Origin of the sequence: Citrobacter sp. Marseille-Q3906 (assembly GCF_916618775.1) — a bacterium.
Lineage (GTDB): Bacteria > Pseudomonadota > Gammaproteobacteria > Enterobacterales > Enterobacteriaceae > Citrobacter > Citrobacter murliniae.
In genome coordinates this window covers 553,898-575,034 of the sequence record NZ_CAKAKA010000001.1, presented here as the reverse complement: position 1 = coordinate 575,034, position 21,137 = coordinate 553,898, and the positions used below count along the sequence as shown (strand labels likewise).

Sequence of the window (21,137 nt, the reverse complement as noted above, 5' to 3'; positions counted from 1 at the left end):
GGAGGAAATCTTAATGAGCACACCCCTGTTAATTGCCCGCACACCGGACACCGAACTGTTTTTACTGCCAGGCATGGCCAACCGTCACGGGCTGATTACCGGCGCAACCGGGACCGGCAAAACCGTCACGTTGCAAAAGCTGGCCGAATCGCTGTCTGAGATTGGTGTGCCGGTATTTATGGCTGATGTGAAAGGTGACTTAACCGGTGTGGCACAGGAAGGACAAGCGTCAGAAAAACTGCTCGCTCGCCTGAAAAATATCGGTATTACCGACTGGCAGCCACATGCCAATCCGGTAACGGTATGGGATATCTTTGGCGAGAAAGGTCATCCCGTTCGCGCCACTGTTTCTGATCTCGGGCCACTGCTTCTTGCCCGGCTGCTGAACCTGAACGACGTACAGTCTGGCGTATTAGATATTATCTTCCGCATTGCTGATGATCAGGGGCTGCTCCTGCTCGATTTTAAAGATCTGCGGGCGATTACCCAGTACATCGGCGATAACGCCAAATCCTTCCAGAATCAGTACGGCAACATCAGCAGCGCCTCGGTGGGGGCTATCCAGCGCGGATTACTGTCGCTGGAGCAACAGGGCGCAGCGCATTTCTTTGGCGAGCCGATGCTGGAGATTAAAGACTGGATGCGCACCGACACCAGTGGTAAAGGGATGATCAACATCCTCAGCGCCGAAAAGCTCTACCAGATGCCCAAACTGTATGCTGCCAGCCTGCTATGGATGCTCTCCGAGCTGTACGAACAATTACCGGAAGCGGGCGATCTGGAGAAACCGAAGCTGGTATTCTTCTTCGACGAGGCCCATCTGTTGTTCAATGACGCTCCGCAGGTGCTATTGGATAAAATCGAGCAGGTGATTCGTCTGATCCGCTCGAAAGGTGTCGGCGTGTGGTTTGTTTCGCAAAACCCGTCTGATATTCCTGACAACGTACTCGGCCAATTGGGCAACCGTGTGCAGCACGCCCTGCGCGCGTTCACGCCCAAAGATCAGAAAGCGGTGAAAGCGGCAGCGCAAACCATGCGCGCCAATCCGGCATTTGATACCGAAAAAGCCATTCAGGAGTTGGGCACCGGCGAAGCGCTGGTTTCATTTCTCGACGCCAAAGGCAGTCCCTCAGTGGTTGAACGGGCAATGGTGATTGCACCGTGTTCGCGGATGGGCCCGGTGACGGACGATGAACGTAACGGGTTAATTAATCACTCTTCTCTGTACGGCAAATATGAAGAAGAGGTCGATCGTGAATCCGCCTATGAACGCTTACAGAAAGGGGTTCAGGCCAGTACCGAACAGCAAAATACCCCCCCAGCCAACGGCAAAGCAGTCGAGGTGGACGACGGTATTCTTGGCGGGCTAAAGGATATCCTGTTTGGCAGCACCGGACCACGCGGAGGCAAGCGCGATGGTGTGGTACAAAGCGTGGCGAAAAGCGCGGCGCGTCAGGTCACTAACCAGATAATCCGTGGCATGTTAGGAAGTTTAATGGGCGGCAGAAAACGCTAGCAGGAAGAGGCCCCTCCCGAACAACGAGAGGGGCAGATGTTATGACTTACGCAGCATCAGCCAGAGGCTGATCAGGAAGAACGATGCGCTTGGCAGCAACGCGCCGATAATCGGTGGAATACCGTACACCAGCGTCAGTGGGCCAAAGATCTGGTCCAGTACGTAGAACACGAAACCAAAGCTAATCCCTGTCACCACGCGCACACCCATCGGCACGCTACGCAGCGGGCCAAAGATAAACGACAGCGCCATCAGCATCATTACCGCTACCGATAACGGCTGGAAGACTTTGCTCCACATATTGAGCTGGTAGCGTCCGGCATCCTGGCCGCTCGACTTCAGGTACTTCACGTAGTTATGCAGACCGCTGATGGAGAGCGCATCTGGATCCAATGCCACCACACCAAGTTTGTCTGGCGTAAGGTTGGTTTTCCAGGTTCCGCTCACAGTTTGCGAACCGGTGATTTGTTTCGGATCCTGCAGGTTAGATTCATCAACCTGCGACAGGCGCCAAACTTTATTATCGGCATCGAATTTTGCATTTGCGGCGTAACGCACAGACAACAGGCGACGCTGATCGTTAAAGGTGTAAATACTGATACCACCCAGCTCTTCGTCACCTTTCACCCGCTCAATGTAGACAAAGCTGTCACCATCTTTCGCCCACAGCCCCTGCTGGGTTGAAAGCAGCGAGCCGCCATACATCTGCTGCGCACGATAGTTACGCGCCATCTGTTCGCCCTGAGGCGCAACCCATTCACCGATAGCCATCGTCAACAACACCAGCGGAATAGCGGTTTTCATCACCGACAATGCGACCTGCATACGGGTAAAACCAGAAGCCTGCATCACTACCAGTTCACTGCGCTGGGCCAGCATGCCCAGCCCCAGCAACGCGCCGAGCAGCGCGGCCATAGGGAAGAAGATCTGAATATCTTTCGGTGCGCTGAGCAGGGTATACAGCCCTGCGCCCATCGCATCGTAGCTCCCCTGCCCGGCTTTTTTGAGCTGGTCTACAAACTTGATGATGCCGGAGAGCGACACCAGCATGAACAACGTCATCATGATGGTGGTGAAAATCGTTTTACCGATATAGCGGTCAAGTACACCAAAGGGCTGCATTATACCGCTCCTTTACGCAGAAAACGGGCACGCAAGCGGCGCACTGGCAACGTATCCCACAGGTTAAGCGCAATCGCCAGTGCCAGATAAAGCAGGTTAACCGTCCACATCCAGAGCGCTGGATCAAGCTTACCTTTGCCACCGTTCGACTTCAGGGAAGTCTGGATCAGGAAGAACATCAGATACAACAGCATTGCTGGCAGCATGGAAAGCACACGCCCCTGACGCGGGTTAACCACGCTCAGCGGCACAACCATCAGCGCCATCATAAATACGGTGAATACCAATGTGATACGCCAGTGCAGTTCCGCACGGGCACGATCGGTATCGGTCGTCCACAATGTGCGCATATCCATCTGGTCGGTATCGTTGGGATCCAGCGCCACAGCCTGATGACCGATAATTCCCTGATAATCCTGGAAGTCGGTAATACGGAAATCGCGTAACAGTGCAGTACCTTCAAAGCGCGTACCTTTGTTCAGCACCACCACCTGAGAGCCATCGCGCAACTGGGTCAAATGTCCTGAATCAGCCACCACCACCGAAGGACGGGCGTTACCTTTCGGGCGGATTTGCGCGAGGAAGACATCTTTGAAGTTGTTACCATCGACGCTTTCGATAAACAGTACCGAACTGCCGTTGGTGGCCTGCTGGAATTGCCCCTGCGCGAGTGCAGCCATGCCAGGATTCGCTTTCGCTTCCGCCAGCACTTCATCCTGATGTTTTGAGGACCAGGGTCCAGCCCACATGACGTTCACCGCCGCAATAATACTGGTAAACAACGCCAGCACCATCGCCGCTTTCACCAGCACCGCTTTGCTCAGACCGCAGGCGTGCATGACCGTAATTTCACTTTCGGTATACAGTTTACCCAGCGTCATTAGCAGCCCGAGGAACAGGCTTAATGGCAAGATAAGTTGCGCCATTTCTGGCACGCCCAGCCCCAGAAGCGAGAGCACCAGATTTGCCGGGATATCACCGTCAACCGCCGCACCGAGGATCCTGACTAGCTTTTGACAAAAGAAGATCAAAAGTAGAATGAAAAGGATCGCAAGTTGGCTTTTGAGCGTTTCCCGTACCAGATATCTTATGATTATCACTTTAAATACGCCCGTAAAAACTCGTCTTTTGCCGGAATTTAGCTTGTTTCATGGCTTATACGTCATTTATTCTCTTGAGTCGTCGAAATCGTCGCTAAGACTATTATACTCAACGGATTCACCTCTCAGAAATTGTTCTGACGTGCCAATGCCGTAATAACGTTAAGATTAACACGAAGTCACCGCAACAGCGGGTATGAGTTACGAAAGCTTGCAATTCTATCCGTAGCCACCGCCGTTGTCTTTAAGATTCAGGAGCGTAGTGCATGGAGTTCAGTGTAAAAAGCGGTAGCCCGGAGAAACAGCGGAGTGCCTGCATCGTCGTGGGCGTCTTTGAACCACGCCGCCTCTCTCCGATTGCAGAGCAGCTCGACAAGATCAGCGACGGGTACATCAGCGCACTGCTGCGTCGTGGTGAACTGGAAGGCAAACCGGGTCAAACCCTGTTGCTGCACCATGTTCCTAACGTTCTGTCTGAGCGAATTCTCCTCATTGGTTGTGGCAAAGAGCGTGAGCTTGATGAGCGCCAGTACAAGCAAGTTATTCAGAAAACCATCAACACCCTGAATGACACTGGCTCGATGGAAGCAGTCTGCTTTCTGACTGAGCTGCATGTGAAAGGCCGTAACAACTACTGGAAAGTGCGTCAGGCTGTAGAGACCGCGCAGGAAACGCTGTACAGCTTTGATCAGCTAAAGACCAACAAAAGCGAGCCGCGTCGCCCGCTGCGTAAAATGGTCTTCAACGTACCTACCCGCCGTGAGCTGACCAGCGGTGAACGTGCTATTCAGCACGGTCTGGCTATTGCCGCCGGTATTAAAGCCGCGAAAGATCTCGGCAACATGCCGCCGAACATCTGTAATGCAGCGTACCTGGCGTCTCAGGCACGTCAGCTGGCTGACAGCTACAGCAAAAATGTGGTGACGCGCGTGATTGGCGAGCAACAGATGAAAGAGCTGGGCATGCACTCTTACCTCGCCGTTGGCCACGGGTCGCAGAACGAGTCGCTGATGTCCGTTATCGAGTACAAAGGCAATCCGTCAGAAGATGTCCGTCCGATTGTTCTGGTCGGCAAAGGACTAACCTTTGACTCCGGTGGTATTTCCATCAAGCCTGCCGAAGGCATGGACGAGATGAAATACGACATGTGCGGCGCAGCGGCAGTGTATGGCGTGATGCGTATGGTGGCGGAGCTGCAATTGCCGATTAACGTCGTCGGTGTGCTGGCTGGTTGTGAAAACATGCCAGGTGGTCGCGCGTATCGTCCGGGTGATGTGCTGACTACCATGTCCGGCCAGACTGTTGAAGTGCTCAATACTGATGCCGAAGGCCGCCTGGTGCTATGTGACGTGTTAACCTACGTTGAGCGTTTTGAACCGGAAGCCGTCATCGACGTAGCAACCCTGACCGGCGCATGCGTCATTGCGCTGGGCCATCACATCACCGGCCTGATGTCGAACCATAACCCGCTGGCGCACGAGCTGATTGGTGCTTCTGAACAAGCAGGCGATCGCGCGTGGCGTTTACCGCTGGGCGATGAATTCCAGGAACAACTGGAATCCAACTTTGCGGATATGGCCAATATTGGCGGACGTCCTGGCGGGGCAATTACTGCGGGCTGCTTCCTGTCACGCTTTACCCGTAAGTACAACTGGGCGCATCTGGACATCGCCGGTACCGCATGGCGTTCAGGAAAAGCCAAAGGAGCAACCGGTCGTCCGGTCGCGCTGCTGTCGCAGTTCCTGCTCAATCGTGCTGGTTTTAACGGCGAAGAGTAAGTTTGAGATTGTCCCGTAGGCCAGATAGCGCCATCCGGCCTACGGTGTGCATCATGGCAACGCATTTAAATCCACCACAAGAAGCCCCATATATGAAGAATGCAACGTTCTACCTTCTGGACAATGACACCGTCATTGATGGCTTAAGCGCCGTCGAGCAACTGGTGTGTGAAATTGCCGCAGAACGTTGGCGCGCGGGCAAGCGTGTACTGATTGCCTGTGAAGATGAAAGACAAGCTATTCGGCTGGATGAAGCGCTGTGGGCGAGACCGGCAGAAAGCTTTGTGCCGCATAATCTGGCGGGTGAAGGCCCGCGCGGCGGTGCACCAGTTGAAATTGCCTGGCCGGAAAAGCGCAATAGTAGCCCACGCGATCTGCTGATCAGTTTGCGCGTTGGCTTTGTAGATTTTGCCACCGCTTTCACAGAAGTGATAGACTTTGTCCCTTACGAAGATTCTTTGAAACAATCGGCACGCGAGCGCTACAAAGCATATCGCGTGGCTGGTTTTAACCTGAATACGGCAACCTGGAAATAATGGAAAAGACATACAACCCACAAGATATCGAACAGCCGCTTTACGAGCACTGGGAAAAGCAGGGCTATTTCAAACCTAACGGCGATGAAAGCAAAGAGTCCTTCTGCATCATGATCCCGCCGCCGAACGTTACCGGCAGTTTGCATATGGGTCATGCTTTCCAGCAGACCATCATGGACACCATGATCCGTTACCAGCGCATGCAGGGTAAAAACACCCTGTGGCAGGCAGGTACTGACCATGCGGGTATCGCAACCCAGATGGTGGTTGAACGTAAGATTGCTGCCGAAGAAGGTAAAACCCGTCACGACTATGGTCGCGATGCTTTTATCGATAAAATCTGGCAGTGGAAAGCGGAGTCCGGCGGTACGATTACCCGTCAGATGCGCCGTCTGGGCAACTCTGTGGACTGGGAGCGCGAGCGCTTTACCATGGATGAAGGCCTTTCCAATGCCGTGAAAGAAGTCTTTGTTCGCTTGTACAAAGAAGACCTGATTTACCGTGGCAAACGCCTGGTAAACTGGGATCCAAAACTGCGTACTGCTATTTCTGATCTGGAAGTGGAAAACCGCGAGTCCAAAGGCTCGATGTGGCACATCCGCTATCCGCTCGCCGATGGTGCAAAAACCGCCGACGGTAAAGATTACCTGGTCGTTGCGACAACCCGTCCGGAAACCGTACTGGGTGATACCGGCGTGGCCGTTAACCCGGAAGATCCGCGCTATAAAGACCTGATCGGCAAATTCGTGATCCTGCCGCTGGTTAACCGCCGCATTCCAATTGTTGGCGATGAACACGCCGATATGGAAAAAGGCACCGGTTGCGTGAAAATCACCCCGGCCCACGACTTCAATGACTATGAAGTGGGTAAACGTCACGGCCTGCCGATGATCAACATTCTGACCTTTGACGGCGATATCCGTGAAAGTGCAGAAGTGTACGACACCAAAGGTGAAGAGTCCGACGTTTACTCCAATGAGATCCCGGCTGAATTCCAGAAGCTGGAGCGTTTTGCCGCACGTAAAGCCGTGGTTGCCGCTGTCGACGCACTGGGCCTGCTGGAAGAGATTAAACCGCACGATCTGACTGTTCCTTACGGCGACCGTGGCGGCGTGGTTATTGAACCGATGCTGACCGACCAGTGGTACGTTCGTGCCGATGTGCTGGCAAAACCGGCCGTTGAAGCGGTTGAGAATGGCGACATTCAGTTTGTACCGAAACAATACGAAAACATGTACTTCTCCTGGATGCGCGATATTCAGGACTGGTGTATCTCCCGTCAACTGTGGTGGGGTCACCGTATTCCGGCATGGTACGACAACGACGGTAATGTCTACGTTGGCCGTAACGAAGACGAAGTACGTCAGGAAAACAACCTGGGCGCCGACGTTGCCCTGCGTCAGGACGAAGACGTTCTCGATACCTGGTTCTCCTCCGCACTGTGGACCTTCTCGACCCTCGGCTGGCCGGAAAACACCGACGCTCTGCGTCAGTTCCACCCGACCAGCGTGATGGTTTCCGGCTTCGACATCATCTTCTTCTGGATTGCCCGCATGATCATGATGACCATGCATTTCATCAAAGATGAAAACGGCAAGCCGCAGGTTCCGTTCAAGACCGTCTACATGACTGGCCTGATCCGTGACGACGAAGGCCAGAAGATGTCCAAATCCAAGGGGAACGTTATCGACCCGCTGGATATGGTTGACGGAATCTCCCTGCCTGAGTTGCTGGAAAAACGTACCGGCAATATGATGCAGCCGCAGCTGGCAGAGAAAATCGCCAAACGCACCGAGAAGCAGTTCCCGAACGGCATCGAGCCGCACGGTACCGACGCTCTGCGTTTCACCCTGGCAGCACTCGCGTCTACCGGTCGCGATATCAACTGGGATATGAAGCGTCTGGAAGGTTACCGTAACTTCTGTAACAAGCTGTGGAACGCCAGCCGCTTTGTGCTGATGAATACCGAAGACCAGGATTGCGGCTTTAACGGCGGCGAAATGACGCTGTCGCTGGCGGACCGCTGGATCCTCGCAGAATTCAACCAGACCGTGAAAGCGTACCGCGAAGCACTGGATAACTTCCGCTTCGATATCGCCGCAGGCATCCTGTACGAATTCACCTGGAACCAGTTCTGCGATTGGTATCTGGAGCTGACCAAGCCGGTAATGAACGGTGGTTCAGAGTCTGAACTGCGCGGTACCCGCCACACGCTGGTGACGGTTCTGGAAGGTCTGCTGCGCCTGGCGCACCCGATTATTCCATTCATCACCGAAACCATCTGGCAGCGTGTGAAAGTGATTTGCGGTATCACCGCAGACACCATCATGCTGCAACCGTTCCCGGAATACGATGCGGCTCAGGTTGATGAAGCGGCACTGTCTGATACCGAATGGCTGAAGCAGGCGATCGTTGCCGTGCGTAACATCCGTGCGGAAATGAACATTGCCCCAGGCAAACCACTGGAATTGCTGCTGCGTGGTTGCAGTGAAGCCGCGATTCGTCGCGTCAACAACAACCGTAGCTTCCTGCTGAATCTGGCGCGTCTGGAAAGCATCACCGTGCTGCCTGCCGACGATAAAGGTCCGGTATCTGTGACCAAAATCATCGACGGTGCTGAGCTGCTGATCCCGATGGCTGGCCTCATCAATAAAGAAGATGAACTGGCACGTCTGGCGAAAGAAGTGGCGAAAATCGAAGGTGAAATCAGCCGCATCGAAAATAAACTGTCTAACGAAGGCTTTGTGGCGCGTGCACCAGAAGCGGTGATCGCCAAAGAGCGCGAGAAGCTGGACGGTTATGCAGAAGCGAAAGCTAAACTGATTGAGCAGCAGGCGGTCATTAGCGCGCTGTAATCTGAAAGCCGGGAGGCATATTGCTTACCCGGCCTTTTATATCTTTAATATCAATGTATTGCGCGCCTCCTGGGGCGCGCAATACATCCGTTCCTGAATTTTCCTCTCTTGCACATCCCCGCCCCACAGTGTTATTAACTGCGTATATCCGCCACTACATGTCACGAGTTTTGCTATGAATGTTATTTCACCGGTCGCGGCCACCCTGCGCCTTATCACCGCTGACGATAATTCAGCCGTTGCCAGCGTGATCCGTCAGGTTTCCGCTGAATACGGCCTGACCGCCGATAAAGGCTATACCGTCGCCGACCCTAATCTCGATGAGCTATATCAGCTCTACAATCAGCCAGGATATGCATATTGGGTTGTCGAGCAGAACGGAAAGGTTGTGGGCGGTGGCGGCATCGCACCACTTTCCTGTAGCGAACCTGATATTTGTGAACTGCAAAAAATGTATTTTTTACCCACGATACGTGGACAGGGAATGGCAAAGAAACTGGCGTTGATGGCGCTGGACCATGCCCGTGAACAGGGCTTTAAGCGCTGTTATCTGGAAACCACTGCCTTTTTGCGTGAGGCGATTGGCCTGTATGAACATTTAGGGTTTGAGCACATCAGCGAACCATTGGGCTGTACCGGGCACGTCGATTGTGAAGTGCGGATGCTCAAACCCCTTTGAGTTTTACTGCATGTCAGGTGCGACCGACAGGCGAATAACGCCGGCCGCATTTGCCGCAGGCAGTTTCAGTACCTGCGACCAGAAGTCCTGCACCAGATCGCAGGCAATCTTCTCTTTACCAACGCCTTTCTGCGGATCAGCCATGATTTCAATATCATGGCCATAACGCTGCACTAACGGTGGCACGACTGTCTGCACATCCTGTGTTGCCTGCTGACGTTCAGTTTCCGTAACCGTGTGTCGGTTTGGCCCATAGGCAGCACGCATCATTGCAGCATCGCTCTCCATCCGCCGCTGAATAATATCCTTCGCAATCAAATGGACCGGGTTAATTCCACCTTTCACCGCCGGAAACAGAAAACGGAAGCACTCGTCATCCCCTTTCTTTTGCACTGCCGCAATCTGTTCAAGGTTGATTTTCATATAGGCCGTGACGTTCTCGTCCGGTGCATTCTGTAAGCGTGCCATCTGAATCTGCAATATCTGCGGTTGTACCGCATCAATCATCTCCTGCTCGCTTTTACCCTCTTTTCGCATCTGCAGGGCCTGCATGCGAATACGCTGCCATAATGTGGGTTCCTGCTCTTTTAGCACGATCATCGTTGGCAGGGTTGCCATCGCGGCATCAAATTTTTGTTCTTCGGTCTGGCCTGAGGCTGCATTTTCCCGGGGGATCAGGTAATGCACGTCAAAAACGTTCCACGCAATGATCGCTATCACCATGAAAACCGCGCCGGAGATTTTCCCCACCCAGCCTTTTTTGCGAAAGATGCCCACCACGATGGCGATAACCACGCCTACGTAAGCAGCGAGTAATACATGTGTCCAGTTCATTGGTAATCCTTGTCCCAAAAAGAGACATTCTTAACGTCTGCAGACATCCTGTCACTGGGCAACAGCAAAAACTACCGAATTTTAGAGATGACCGGTACGCCACTGTGAAAACGGAACTCATCGTCCGGGGATAAGATCAGCGAAGCTTCTACTTCACCAAAAAATCGTACTCTTTCACTGATATCGTGTGCAGAAACCTGCTGTGCCAGCGCCAGATAATCCTGATAATGGCGCGCCTCTGAACGGAGCAACGACAGATAAAATGCCTGTAACTCGTCATCCAGATACGGTGCCAGAGCAGCGAAACGTTCGCAGGAACGCGCCTCGATATACGCGCCGCAAATGAGCTTATCAATCAGCGTTAACGGCTCATGGGTTCGCACCTCTTTGAGCATGCCTTTGGCATAACGACTGGCAGTAATTTTGATATACGGAATATTGCGACTCATCATCGCCTCCCGCACCTGCCAGAAGTGGTGTAACTCTTCTTTGATCAACAAAACCATGCTGTCGATAAGCTGTCGTCCCCATGGGTCGTCAGTTTGCGGCATCACACTTTTGCCGATCTGCTTATTCAGTGAGATGAAATCAGGTTCTTCCCCTTCCCGGAAGGCAAAGGCCTCATAGGGTTTCAGCCACTCCAGCAGCGCCTGCGCTCCCTGCTTATCAGCGACATATTTACGCACCAGCAACATCGCGGTTTGCGCCGCTTTCAGTTCACAAATGAGGTGGTCGGTCAGTAACAGAGGTAGATGTTCCGGGTCTCGCGCTTTATCAAGCCATGCCTGGGGTGTTTTGCAGTGCAGGAAGTTCAGGATCGGGGAGAGTATTTGCGGGTAATCCATACGTTGTCCTTGCCCTACGACAGCAAACGCTGCCGTAGGTCAGCAGATGATTTAGTGACGCACGCCATCATCATCTTCGTCGACGAAATCTTCATCGTCGCCGTCTTCACCTTCTTCGCCGTTAGGGTCTTCAAAATAAGTACCCCACCCGTCGTACTCCACATCAAATTTTTCAGCCAGGTTCATCAGTTGCTCAACCTGGGAGTCAATCAGCTCGGCGTTCAGAGCACATTCGCTGAGGATGTCACAGCAAATTACCGTGTCGCCCTCTTCCACTTCCAGCTCTTCCGGCTCGGTCACTTCATAACCCAGTTTGAAGGCTTCTACTGCTGCTTTTTCCAGGGTTTCAAAATCATCTGCGGAAAGGTGATGCTCGATGGTATACAGCGCATCAGGATCGCTGCCATCTTCAAGTAATTCTTCAATAATCAAGCGTGTTTCTTCACGCTGTTCTTCCAGGTGTTCCGGGTTTGCCATGGCTCGTTCCTCATAATGTCCTGCCGATACTCTTATTGTCACATACCACTGACATTGCCTCCACCTTTCCAGGAAAGATTTGTTAAACAAGGTTGCAAACGAATAAATATCCATATAAATTGAATTTTAATTCAATAAATGGCTTAAGCCATGTGAGGGAACCATGTCTGCACTTTATCAGAAGCATTTTTTGAAACTGCTTGATTTCACCTCTGCTGAACTCGCATCACTGCTACAACTCGCCGCACAACTAAAGGTGGATAAGAAAAACGGCACAGAGATCGCCAAACTGACCGGCAAAAACATCGCGCTCATCTTCGAAAAAGACTCGACCCGTACCCGTTGCTCTTTCGAAGTTGCCGCATACGATCAGGGCGCTCGCGTAACGTATCTCGGGCCAAGCGGCAGTCAGATTGGTCATAAAGAGTCGATTAAAGATACCGCCCGAGTGCTCGGTCGCATGTACGACGGTATTCAGTACCGGGGCCACGGACAGGAGGTCGTTGAGACACTGGCGGGGTATGCCGGGGTTCCGGTATGGAATGGGTTAACTAACGAATTTCACCCCACTCAGTTACTGGCCGATCTGTTAACTATGCAAGAACATCTGCCGGGTAAAGCGTTTAATAAGATGACGCTGGTTTATACCGGCGATGCCCGCAACAATATGGGGAACTCGATGCTGGAAGCAGCAGCGTTAACGGGGCTGGATTTGCGTCTGGTTGCGCCACAAGCCTGCTGGCCTGAAGAAAATCTGGTTACGGAATGCAAAGCCCTGGCACAGAAAAACGGCGGTAATATAACGCTGACTGAAGATGTTGCCACAGGCGTTAAAGGTGCAGATTTCATCTATACCGACGTTTGGGTATCAATGGGTGAAGCGAAAGAGAAATGGGCCGAGCGTATTGCGTTACTGCGTAAATATCAGGTCAACAGCAGCATGATGGAGCTGACCGGCAACCCGCAGGTGAAATTCTTGCACTGCTTGCCTGCATTTCATGACGATCAGACCACGCTTGGCAAAAAAATGGCGGAAGAGTACGGTCTGCATGGCGGTATGGAAGTGACAGACGAGGTCTTCGAGTCACCCGCCAGTGTGGTATTCGATCAGGCAGAAAACCGCATGCACACAATCAAAGCGGTGATGGTCGCGACGTTAGCGAAGTGACTATATTACATGACGGAAGTGCCGGATGGCGTCTCATCCGGCATCACAATATATTCTACGCCACCAGCATTTTCACCACAGCTTTGCGTACCAGCGCAGGCTTACCCACCGCACACAGCGGCTTATGAACCTCTCCTGGATAGAACACCACAAAGTCACCTTCATTCAGTACAACCGTTTTCTCCTCAGCCCCTTCCGGTAAAAAGGCGATATCTTTATCCTCCAGCCAGTCGGTCTCCGGCGCACCCGCAGGTAATGTGCTGAAAGTCATCCCTTCCTGGCCTTTGAGCAGGATCTGAATATCAAGATAACGGGCATGGTACTCGGCACGGCGCTGCTCGAACGGCTCGGTCATATCTTCTGCAATCAGATAAAACAGGCGATTGCCATCGATGTCATGCTTACCTTTTTCAGTTTCATCCGTCACATGCGCTTTAATGTGCTCAATCGCCTGTCGCAACTCTTCTGGCAGCCATGCTTCCAGGTGGTGAATATTGCCAATAATCATTTCAAAACCCTCAACTAAAACAACGTTTCATTTTGGTTGTTATACGAAAAAACCGTCTGCCATACAACTCCTGGTTACTGATATTTTGCGTCAACGCATGTTTATCGCTGATGATGTTGGTCAGTTGTTAATATCCAGGATGAGTTATGCATAAACTATGCATAACTCATGATCCTCTCTTTCCCTGATGTTATGTAACCTACTGTTTTACAGAATTTTATTAGAAAAACACGCAACAGGTCACATTTCACTCTCCCTTCATAATGCCTGTATATCCTCATATTTATTTGAAAATAAAAGTTAAACCACAAATAATAAAATTAAAAAATCGCATAACCATTCAAAGATGAAAAATAAACCATTAAAAATCAACAAACTATTAAATTCACTATATTTAAGAAAACACACAAACAATTAACACGAACAAATAACAAGACATATTCCTGCGTATTAATTCAATTCAACACCCTATTATTTTTTAATTTCTCAGAACTCTGTCATATATTAAAAAAGAAAAATAAAACGTCCGCTCTACTGTGAAAGAAATCACATTTCTATGTCAGATAAGGTCTAAATATAGATCCCGCAATTAGCTGAAAAATCATGACTGCAAAAATATTATTTGCAGGCACCTCCTCTTTATTTTTTACAATCACGTTAAAGGGATAATGATGGAAAAGCATTATGTCGGTTCCGAAATCGGTCAATTACGTAGCGTGATGCTACATCGTCCTAATCTCAGTTTAAAAAGGCTGACGCCATCGAACTGTCAGGAGCTGCTTTTTGATGATGTTCTTTCAGTAGAACGTGCGGGTGAAGAACATGACATTTTCGCCGACACACTGCGTCAGCAGGGAATTGAAGTTCTGTTACTCACTGATTTATTGACACAAACTCTTGATATCCCTGACGCAAAAAGCTGGTTACTGGATACGCAAATTTCTGATTACCGCCTTGGCCCCGCTTTCGCTACCGATATTCGCGCCTGGCTGGCAGATATGTCGCACCGGGAACTCGCCCGGCATTTAAGCGGCGGTCTGACCTACGGAGAAATCCCCGCTTCAATCAAAAATATGGTAGTCGACACTCATGATATTAATGATTTTATTATGAAGCCATTACCGAATCACTTATTTACTCGCGACACTTCATGCTGGATATATAACGGTGTGTCTATTAATCCGATGGCCAAAACAGCTCGTCAGCGGGAAACCAATAATCTCCGGGCAATTTATCGCTGGCATCCGCAATTTGCCGATGGTGATTTTATTAAATATTTCGGTGATGAAAATATTAATTATGACCATGCCACGTTAGAAGGTGGTGATGTGCTGGTTATTGGCCGTGGCGCAGTGCTGATCGGCATGTCTGAACGGACAACCCCACAGGGAATCGAGTTTCTTGCCCAGTCGCTATTCAGGCATCGCCAGGCTGAACGCGTGATCGCCGTAGAACTGCCAAAACATCGCTCCTGTATGCATCTCGATACCGTTATGACCCATATCGATATCGATACCTTCTCCGTCTACCCGGAAGTCGTTCGCCCTGACGTTCAGTGCTGGACCCTGACGCCAGATGGACGCGGCGGCCTGAAACGAACTCAGGAAAACACCCTGGTACATGCCCTCGAAAAAGCCCTGGGCCTTGATCAAATTCGCTTAATCACCACCGGTGGTGACGCTTTCGAAGCCGAACGTGAGCAGTGGAATGATGCGAACAACGTCCTCACTCTGCGCCCCGGCGTCGTAGTGGGTTATGAGCGCAACATCTGGACCAACGAAAAATACGATAAAGCCGGAATCACCGTTTTACCCATTCCAGGCGACGAACTTGGACGAGGTCGCGGCGGTGCGCGCTGCATGAGTTGCCCGCTGGAACGCGACGGTATTTAAGGGGACGTCATGGAAAACAAACCTACTCTGGTTGTCGCCCTCGGTGGCAACGCGCTGCTCAAACGTGGCGAGCCGCTGGAAGCAGATATTCAACGTAAAAATATTGAGCTGGCAGCAAAAACCATCGCCCAGCTCACGCAGCAGTGGCGGGTGATCCTGGTGCATGGCAACGGCCCGCAGGTCGGACTGCTGGCGTTACAAAACAGTGCCTACGCCAGCGTCACCCCCTATCCGCTCGACATTCTCGGCGCGGAGAGTCAGGGAATGATCGGCTACATGCTACAGCAGGCGCTGAAAAATCAGCTTCCGCAGCGTGAAATTAGCGTCCTGCTGACGCAGGTTGAAGTCGATGCCAGCGATCCGGCATTCAGCAACCCAACCAAATATATCGGACCGATTTACGACGACATCCAGGCCAGGACATTACAGGCGGAAAAGGGCTGGGTTTTCAAAGCCGACGGTAAAGCATTCCGCCGGGTGGTCCCCTCTCCACAACCCAAGCGCATTGTTGAAAGCGACGCGATTCGCACCCTGATCGCCCGCGATCATCTGGTTATTTGCAACGGTGGCGGTGGTGTGCCCGTGGTAGAGAAGGCCGATGGCTACCACGGTATTGAAGCGGTGATCGACAAAGATCTCTCCGCAGCCCTCCTCGCCAGCCAAATCCATGCCAATGCGCTGCTGATCCTGACAGATGCCGACGCCGTATACCTCGACTGGGGCAAACCCACTCAACGCCCGCTGGCTCAGGTCACTCCGGAGCTACTCAGCGAAATGCAATTCGACGCCGGTTCAATGGGGCCCAAAGTCACGGCCTGCGCCGAGTTTGTAAGCCGCTGCCACGGCATTGCGGGCATCGGTTCGCTGGCTGACGGCACGTCCATTCTCAGCGGAGACAAAGGCACGTTGATTCGCAGCGAAACCGTCGACGCATAAACCCCTTTTACCTGATGGCACGAACCCGCAGGCCGGATAAGGCGAAGTTGCCATCCTGCCTACTACGACTTAAGGACCTATTTATGGCTATTTCACTGAAAAATCGCAACTTTCTAAAACTTCTCGACTACACCCCCACCGAGATCCAGTACCTCATCGATCTGGCTATCGAGCTAAAAACCGCGAAAAAAGCCGGGCGTGAAAGACAAACACTAATCGGCAAGAACATCGCGCTGATCTTTGAAAAAACCTCTACTCGCACCCGTTGCGCCTTTGAAGTCGGCGCTTTCGACCAGGGTGCGCAAGTGACCTATCTCGGCCCAAGCGGCTCGCAGATTGGTCATAAAGAGTCGATGAAAGATACCGCCCGCGTTTTGGGTCGTATGTATGACGGCATCGAATACCGTGGCTATGGCCAGGACATCGTTGAGGAGCTGGGTGAGTACGCCGGTGTTCCGGTATGGAATGGGCTGACGAATGAATTTCACCCTACGCAGATCCTCGCCGATCTGATGACAATGCTGGAACACGCACCGGGTAGAACTCTACCTGAACTGAGTTTTGCTTACCTCGGGGATGCCCGTAACAACATGGGCAATTCGCTGATGGTCGGCGCGGCAAAAATGGGCATGGATATTCGCCTGGTCGCACCAAAATCCTTCTGGCCAGATGAAGCTCTGGTCGCCGAATGCCGTGAAATCGCCAGTGTTACTGGTGCGCGCATTACGCTCACCGACGATGTCGCTGAAGGCGTCTACGACGTGGATTTCCTCTACACCGATGTCTGGGTCTCAATGGGCGAGCCAAAAGAAGCATGGGCGGAACGCGTCAGCCTGATGACGCCCTACCAGGTTAACCAACAGGTCATCAAGGCCACCGGCAACCCTAATGTGAAATTTATGCACTGCCTGCCGGCCTTCCATAACGAGCACACCAAAGTAGGACGTGAAATCGAAGCGGCTTACGGCCTGAAAGGGCTGGAAGTCACAGAAGAAGTATTCGAGTCAGTTCACTCGATCGTCTTCGACGAAGCAGAGAACCGGATGCATACCATCAAAGCGGTCATGGTAGCGACACTCGGCGACTAATCCCTCAGGGCATATGTCGCCAGGCGACGTATGCCCGAGCTATCCGGAGAACATCATGGGCAAATTCAAATTTCCCAGCGCATATACCATCCTGTTTATTCTCATTGCACTTGTCGCCGTCATGACCTGGATAGTCCCGGCAGGGAAATACCAGATGGCGATGAATGACACACTGGGCAAAGAAGTACCGGTTGCTGGCACTTACGCCCCCACAGAGGCCCATCCACAAGGTTTTACCGCAGTATTACTGGCACCAATCGACGGTCTTTATAACCATGAAACCTACACAGCCGGTGCAATTGATGTGGCGTTGTTTGTCCTGATCATCGGCGGTTTTTTGGGGGTTGTGAATAAAACAGGTGCCATCGACGCCGGAATTGAACGCGTGACGGTAAGACTTAACGGTAAAGAGGAGTGGATGATCCCCATCCTGATGGGACTTTTTGCTGCCGGAGGAACGATTTACGGGATGGCAGAAGAGTCACTCCCTTTCTACACATTATTAGTTCCGGTAATGATGGCCGCCCGCTTCGATCCGTTAGTTGCCGCCGCTACCGTTCTGCTCGGCGCTGGTATTGGCACACTCGGTTCGACGATTAACCCCTTTGCGACAGTCATCGCTGCTAACGCAGCCGGGATCCCTTTTACCCAGGGGATGTTGATGCGCATTCTGCTACTGCTCGTCGGGTATGTTATCTGCGTTGTGTGGGTGATGCGCTATGCCCGAAAAGTTCGCAGTCATCCAGAGCAGTCTATCGTAGCGGACAAACTGGAGGAAAACCGCGCTCATTTTCTCGGTAATCGCGCCGATACCAACCTTGAGTTCACGGCTACGCGTAAAGCAATCCTGTTTATTTTCGCTGCCGCCTTTGCGGTGATGATTTATGGGGTCGCTGTACTCGGGTGGTGGATGGCGGAAATATCCGGCGTCTTTCTGGCTGCTGCAATTATCGTGGGCGTGATAGCCAGAATGAGCGAAGAAGCATTTACCAGCACGTTCATCGACGGCGCGCGGGATCTGCTTGGTGTCGCGCTAATTATCGGTATTGCCCGCGGCATCGTCGTGGTGATGGATAACGGCATGATTACCCACACGATTCTGCACAGCGCCGAGAATTTAGTCTCTGGCCTTTCTACCACCATTTTCATCAATGTTACCTACTGGCTGGAAGTTTTGCTGTCCTTCCTGGTGCCTTCCTCCTCCGGGCTTGCAGTACTTACCATGCCAATAATGGCTCCGCTGGCAGACTTCGCCCATGTGCAAAGAGATCTGGTTGTCACTGCGTACCAGTCCGCTTCCGGCATTGTGAATCTGGTTACCCCTACCTCTGCGGTGGTAATGGGGGGACTGGCCATTGCTCGCGTACCTTACGTGCGATACCTGAAATGGGTCGCCCCACTACTGCTCATTCTCACGCTGCTGAACATGGCGGTCTTAAGCATTGGCGCCATGCTGTAGCCCTTTTGCCGTCGGATATCGACGGCTTTTTTGAGCGCTCTCTCGTTTTTCTGCCCAACCGCCCGTTTGATCCGTTATCGATACGGAAAATATGGTGAATTTCGCCATCGCATTGATATAAATAATAAATATAAGGTGTCTTTATGAAGGAATACGATGATTACTCTGCCAAAGAGCAACTGCTGCTGGCGGTTTGTCAGCGCCTGATTACAGAAAAACGCTACCTGTCACAGGAAGCCATCCGCTGTGAACTACAAAACCAGGGGTTTGCCGGCATCAGCCAGTCTACTGTCTCACGCCTGCTGAAATTGCTCGGAGCTATAAAAATAAGAAATACAAAAGGGCAAAAAATTTATTCTACAAATCCCCAGTTGCGCCCTGCGCCGGATGCCGCCCGCTCTATTGCTGAAATGGTGGTCAGCATAGAGCACAATAGCGAATTTATCCTTATCCACACCGCAGCGGGATATGGCCGGGCCGTTGCCAGAATCCTCGATTATCACGCATTGCCGGAAGTTCTGGGGGTCGTTGCCGGCAGCAGTATTGTCTGGGTCGCACCTCGGGTAGTTCAGCGAACTGCGCTAGTCCACAAGCAAATTAATTATTTACTAAAGATGAATTAAAATTCATAAGAACCGTTTGCGATGAATAATTTGTGCATTATTTGCTTGATCCCATAACGTAGCTGAGTATAATCGCGGACAATTTGCCGGGAGGATGTATGGTTCAGTGTGTACGACATTTTGTCTTACCGCGTCTGAAAAAAGACGCTGGCCTGCCGTTTTTCTTCCCGTTGATCACCTATTCCAAGCCCCTCAATTGAGGGGCTTTTTTTTTGCCCAGGCGTCAGGAGATAAACATGGCTAACCCGCTCTATCAAAAACACATCATTTCCATAAACGACCTCAGCCGCGATGATCTGAATCTGGTCCTCGCGACGGCGGCGAAACTCAAAGCAAACCCGCAACCGGAACTGTTAAAACATAAGGTAATCGCCAGTTGCTTCTTCGAGGCGTCAACCCGTACCCGTTTATCATTTGAAACCTCGATGCACCGTCTGGGTGCCAGCGTGGTTGGGTTCTCCGACAGCAGCAACACATCCCTGGGCAAAAAAGGTGAAACGCTAGCCGACACCATTTCCGTCATCAGCACCTATGTTGATGCCATTGTGATGCGTCATCCGCAGGAAGGCGCCGCGCGTCTGGCAACTGAATTCTCCGGCAATGTGCCGGTACTGAATGCGGGTGACGGCTCCAACCAGCATCCGACGCAAACCCTGCTGGATCTGTTCACCATTCAGGAAACTCAGGGCCGTCTGGACAATCTGCAGATAGCGATGGTAGGCGACCTGAAATATGGTCGTACCGTCCACTCCCTGACCCAGGCACTGGCGAAATTTGAGGGCAACCGCTTCTACTTTATCGCCCCGGATGCGCTGGCAATGCCGCAATACATTCTGGATATGCTGAATGAAAAAGGTATCGCCTGGAGCCTGCATGGCACTATCGAAGAGGTGATGGCGGAAGTGGACATTCTCTATATGACCCGCGTACAGAAAGAACGTCTGGACCCGTCTGAATACGCCAACGTGAAAGCACAGTTTGTTCTGCGCGCCAGCGATCTGAATGGTGCGAGAGAGAATATGAAAGTTCTGCATCCGCTGCCGCGTATCGATGAGATCACTACCGACGTTGATAAGACGCCACATGCCTGGTATTTCCAGCAGGCAGGCAACGGGATATTCGCTCGCCAGGCGTTACTGGCACTGGTTCTGAACCGCGATCTGGCACTGTAAGGGGAAATGACGATGACACACGATAACAAACTGCAAGTAGAAGCCATCAAACGTGGCACTGTGATTGACCATATTCCCGCACAGGTTGGTTTCAAGCTGCTGACGCTGTTCAAACTGACAGAGACCGACCAGCGTATCACTATCGGTCTGAACCTGCCGTCTGGCGAGATGGGCCGTAAGGACCTGATTAAAATTGAAAATACCTTCCTGACCGACGAGCAGGTTAACCAGTTGTCCCTGTACGCTCCACAAGCGACGGTAAATCGCATTGACGACTATGACGTCGTGGGTAAATCGCGCCCCAGCCTGCCGGAGCGTATCGATAATGTGCTGGTATGCCCGAACAGCAACTGCATCAGCCATGCTGAGCCGGTTTCATCCAGTTTTGCAGTGAAAAAGCGCGCCGATGACATCGCACTCAAATGCAAATACTGTGAAAAAGAGTTTTCGCATTATGTGGTGCTGGCCAACTAATTGGGGTTGGTAATGAATTCCCGGCTCCCTATAATGACCGGGAACATTCTATTACCGCTGTAATTCAGGAGAAAT

The 21,137-nt window shown here is 51.8% G+C and carries 21 protein-coding genes and 1 pseudogene; 14 read left to right on the top strand and 8 right to left on the bottom strand.

Annotation, left to right across the window (positions count from 1 at the left end):
- The first annotated feature begins 13 nt into the window (after window positions 1-13).
- Window positions 14-1,516, top strand: coding sequence for a helicase HerA-like C-terminal domain-containing protein (locus LG384_RS02675; protein WP_045449409.1), 1,503 nt, complete (start codon window positions 14-16; stop codon window positions 1,514-1,516).
- 39 nt (window positions 1,517-1,555) lie between these two features.
- On the opposite strand, the gene lptG is transcribed toward LG384_RS02675, so the two are convergent.
- The 3 genes from lptG to LG384_RS02660 form a co-directional block, all read right to left on the bottom strand.
- Entirely contained in the window at window positions 1,556-2,638 is a 1,083-nt protein-coding gene (gene lptG, locus LG384_RS02670) for an LPS export ABC transporter permease LptG (protein ID WP_045439235.1), read from the bottom strand.
- Window positions 2,638-3,738, bottom strand: coding sequence for an LPS export ABC transporter permease LptF (gene lptF, locus LG384_RS02665; RefSeq protein ID WP_045439231.1), 1,101 nt, complete (start codon window positions 3,736-3,738; stop codon window positions 2,638-2,640). The genes lptG and lptF overlap by 1 nt, the downstream gene beginning before the upstream one ends.
- A gap of 62 nt (window positions 3,739-3,800) precedes the next feature.
- On the bottom strand, window positions 3,801-3,851 hold the full coding sequence (locus LG384_RS02660; protein WP_223307023.1) for a hypothetical protein: 51 nt from the start codon (window positions 3,849-3,851) through the stop codon (window positions 3,801-3,803).
- A 153-nt stretch (window positions 3,852-4,004) separates the two neighbouring features.
- On the opposite strand from LG384_RS02660, the gene pepA reads away from it, so the two are divergent.
- The 4 genes from pepA to LG384_RS02640 all read left to right on the top strand — a co-directional run bounded on the left by pepA (window position 4,005) and on the right by LG384_RS02640 (window position 9,586).
- A complete protein-coding gene (gene pepA / locus LG384_RS02655; protein WP_045439229.1) occupies window positions 4,005-5,516 on the top strand; it encodes a leucyl aminopeptidase in 1,512 nt (503 codons plus the stop codon).
- A gap of 92 nt (window positions 5,517-5,608) precedes the next feature.
- Window positions 5,609-6,052, top strand: coding sequence for a DNA polymerase III subunit chi (gene holC / locus LG384_RS02650; protein WP_045439226.1), 444 nt, complete (start codon window positions 5,609-5,611; stop codon window positions 6,050-6,052).
- Window positions 6,052-8,907, top strand: a complete 2,856-nt coding sequence (locus tag LG384_RS02645) for a valine--tRNA ligase (RefSeq protein ID WP_225760406.1) — start codon at window positions 6,052-6,054, stop codon at window positions 8,905-8,907. Before holC ends, LG384_RS02645 begins: the two co-directional genes overlap by 1 nt.
- A 175-nt stretch (window positions 8,908-9,082) precedes the next feature.
- The gene (locus LG384_RS02640) at window positions 9,083-9,586 is read left to right on the top strand and encodes a GNAT family N-acetyltransferase (RefSeq protein ID WP_045439219.1); all 504 of its coding nucleotides are present in this window, start codon (window positions 9,083-9,085) and stop codon (window positions 9,584-9,586) included.
- Between the two features lie 3 nt (window positions 9,587-9,589).
- On the opposite strand, the gene LG384_RS02635 is transcribed toward LG384_RS02640, so the two are convergent.
- The 3 genes from LG384_RS02635 to rraB all read right to left on the bottom strand — a co-directional run bounded on the left by LG384_RS02635 (window position 9,590) and on the right by rraB (window position 11,742).
- The gene (locus LG384_RS02635) at window positions 9,590-10,420 is read right to left on the bottom strand and encodes a topoisomerase II (protein ID WP_225760405.1); all 831 of its coding nucleotides are present in this window, start codon (window positions 10,418-10,420) and stop codon (window positions 9,590-9,592) included.
- Between the two features lie 71 nt (window positions 10,421-10,491).
- A complete protein-coding gene (gene miaE / locus LG384_RS02630) occupies window positions 10,492-11,265 on the bottom strand; it encodes a tRNA isopentenyl-2-thiomethyl-A-37 hydroxylase MiaE (RefSeq protein ID WP_045439216.1) in 774 nt (257 codons plus the stop codon).
- Window positions 11,266-11,316: 51 nt separating this feature from the next.
- Complete coding sequence (rraB, locus tag LG384_RS02625) at window positions 11,317-11,742, bottom strand: ribonuclease E inhibitor RraB (RefSeq protein WP_045439213.1); 426 nt, start codon at window positions 11,740-11,742, stop codon at window positions 11,317-11,319.
- Window positions 11,743-11,905: 163 nt separating this feature from the next.
- Here rraB and argF (LG384_RS02615) point away from each other — a divergent pair, with 163 nt between their 5' ends.
- Complete coding sequence (argF, locus tag LG384_RS02615; RefSeq protein WP_225760404.1) at window positions 11,906-12,910, top strand: ornithine carbamoyltransferase; 1,005 nt, start codon at window positions 11,906-11,908, stop codon at window positions 12,908-12,910.
- Window positions 12,911-12,965: 55 nt separating this feature from the next.
- Here argF (LG384_RS02615) and LG384_RS02610 read toward each other — a convergent pair whose 3' ends face one another.
- Window positions 12,966-13,418 carry a YhcH/YjgK/YiaL family protein gene (locus LG384_RS02610; protein ID WP_045439205.1) on the bottom strand — a complete coding sequence of 151 codons (453 nt, stop codon included), beginning with the start codon at window positions 13,416-13,418 and terminating at the stop codon, window positions 12,966-12,968.
- Between the two features lie 671 nt (window positions 13,419-14,089).
- Between LG384_RS02610 and arcA the strand changes: the two genes are divergently transcribed.
- The 5 genes from arcA (at window position 14,090) to LG384_RS02585 (ending at window position 19,416) form a co-directional block, all read left to right on the top strand.
- Complete coding sequence (gene arcA, locus LG384_RS02605) at window positions 14,090-15,310, top strand: arginine deiminase (RefSeq protein ID WP_045439201.1); 1,221 nt, start codon at window positions 14,090-14,092, stop codon at window positions 15,308-15,310.
- Window positions 15,311-15,319: 9 nt separating this feature from the next.
- Window positions 15,320-16,246 carry a carbamate kinase gene (gene arcC / locus LG384_RS02600; RefSeq protein ID WP_048222249.1) on the top strand — a complete coding sequence of 309 codons (927 nt, stop codon included), beginning with the start codon at window positions 15,320-15,322 and terminating at the stop codon, window positions 16,244-16,246.
- 83 nt (window positions 16,247-16,329) lie between these two features.
- A complete protein-coding gene (argF, locus tag LG384_RS02595) occupies window positions 16,330-17,334 on the top strand; it encodes an ornithine carbamoyltransferase (RefSeq protein WP_225760403.1) in 1,005 nt (334 codons plus the stop codon).
- Window positions 17,335-17,389: 55 nt separating this feature from the next.
- Window positions 17,390-18,793, top strand: a complete 1,404-nt coding sequence (locus tag LG384_RS02590; RefSeq protein ID WP_225760402.1) for a YfcC family protein — start codon at window positions 17,390-17,392, stop codon at window positions 18,791-18,793.
- Window positions 18,794-18,936: 143 nt separating this feature from the next.
- Entirely contained in the window at window positions 18,937-19,416 is a 480-nt protein-coding gene (locus tag LG384_RS02585) for an arginine repressor (RefSeq protein WP_045439191.1), read from the top strand.
- On the opposite strand, the gene LG384_RS02580 is transcribed toward LG384_RS02585, so the two are convergent.
- On the bottom strand, window positions 19,413-19,535 hold the full coding sequence (locus tag LG384_RS02580) for a hypothetical protein (protein ID WP_136345326.1): 123 nt from the start codon (window positions 19,533-19,535) through the stop codon (window positions 19,413-19,415). The two genes, LG384_RS02585 and LG384_RS02580, sit on opposite strands and share 4 nt — an antisense overlap.
- Between LG384_RS02580 and pyrL the strand changes: the two are divergent.
- The 3 genes and pseudogenes from pyrL (at window position 19,515) to pyrI (ending at window position 21,062) form a co-directional block, all read left to right on the top strand.
- Window positions 19,515-19,650: pseudogene (gene pyrL / locus LG384_RS02575) on the top strand (pyr operon leader peptide). The gene LG384_RS02580 and the pseudogene pyrL overlap by 21 nt on opposite strands.
- Window positions 19,651-19,652: 2 nt before the next feature.
- Window positions 19,653-20,588 (top strand): aspartate carbamoyltransferase, encoded by a 936-nt coding sequence (gene pyrB / locus LG384_RS02570; protein ID WP_048222256.1) that lies wholly within the window; start codon window positions 19,653-19,655, stop codon window positions 20,586-20,588.
- Between the two features lie 12 nt (window positions 20,589-20,600).
- Complete coding sequence (gene pyrI / locus LG384_RS02565) at window positions 20,601-21,062, top strand: aspartate carbamoyltransferase regulatory subunit (RefSeq protein WP_003025816.1); 462 nt, start codon at window positions 20,601-20,603, stop codon at window positions 21,060-21,062.
- The last annotated feature ends 75 nt before the right edge of the window (window positions 21,063-21,137 follow it).

Bases quoted from the DNA above. Each gene is read 5' to 3' on its own strand.
- LG384_RS02580 (WP_136345326.1), bottom strand. From the start codon at position 19,535: ATGTCGTACACACTGAACCATACATCCTCCCGGCAAATTGTCCGCGAT.
- LG384_RS02585 (WP_045439191.1), top strand. From the start codon at position 18,937: ATGAAGGAATACGATGATTACTCTGCCAAAGAGCAACTGCTGCTGGCG.
- arcC (WP_048222249.1), top strand. From the start codon at position 15,320: ATGGAAAACAAACCTACTCTGGTTGTCGCCCTCGGTGGCAACGCGCTG.
- lptG (WP_045439235.1), bottom strand. From the start codon at position 2,638: ATGCAGCCCTTTGGTGTACTTGACCGCTATATCGGTAAAACGATTTTC.
- pepA (WP_045439229.1), top strand. From the start codon at position 4,005: ATGGAGTTCAGTGTAAAAAGCGGTAGCCCGGAGAAACAGCGGAGTGCC.
- pyrB (WP_048222256.1), top strand. From the start codon at position 19,653: ATGGCTAACCCGCTCTATCAAAAACACATCATTTCCATAAACGACCTC.
- LG384_RS02675 (WP_045449409.1), top strand. From the start codon at position 14: ATGAGCACACCCCTGTTAATTGCCCGCACACCGGACACCGAACTGTTT.
- LG384_RS02590 (WP_225760402.1), top strand. From the start codon at position 17,390: ATGGGCAAATTCAAATTTCCCAGCGCATATACCATCCTGTTTATTCTC.
- pyrI (WP_003025816.1), top strand. From the start codon at position 20,601: ATGACACACGATAACAAACTGCAAGTAGAAGCCATCAAACGTGGCACT.
- LG384_RS02645 (WP_225760406.1), top strand. From the start codon at position 6,052: ATGGAAAAGACATACAACCCACAAGATATCGAACAGCCGCTTTACGAG.
- holC (WP_045439226.1), top strand. From the start codon at position 5,609: ATGAAGAATGCAACGTTCTACCTTCTGGACAATGACACCGTCATTGAT.
- LG384_RS02635 (WP_225760405.1), bottom strand. From the start codon at position 10,420: ATGAACTGGACACATGTATTACTCGCTGCTTACGTAGGCGTGGTTATC.
- miaE (WP_045439216.1), bottom strand. From the start codon at position 11,265: ATGGATTACCCGCAAATACTCTCCCCGATCCTGAACTTCCTGCACTGC.
- rraB (WP_045439213.1), bottom strand. From the start codon at position 11,742: ATGGCAAACCCGGAACACCTGGAAGAACAGCGTGAAGAAACACGCTTG.
- LG384_RS02640 (WP_045439219.1), top strand. From the start codon at position 9,083: ATGAATGTTATTTCACCGGTCGCGGCCACCCTGCGCCTTATCACCGCT.
- argF (WP_225760404.1), top strand. From the start codon at position 11,906: ATGTCTGCACTTTATCAGAAGCATTTTTTGAAACTGCTTGATTTCACC.
- LG384_RS02610 (WP_045439205.1), bottom strand. From the start codon at position 13,418: ATGATTATTGGCAATATTCACCACCTGGAAGCATGGCTGCCAGAAGAG.
- argF (WP_225760403.1), top strand. From the start codon at position 16,330: ATGGCTATTTCACTGAAAAATCGCAACTTTCTAAAACTTCTCGACTAC.
- arcA (WP_045439201.1), top strand. From the start codon at position 14,090: ATGGAAAAGCATTATGTCGGTTCCGAAATCGGTCAATTACGTAGCGTG.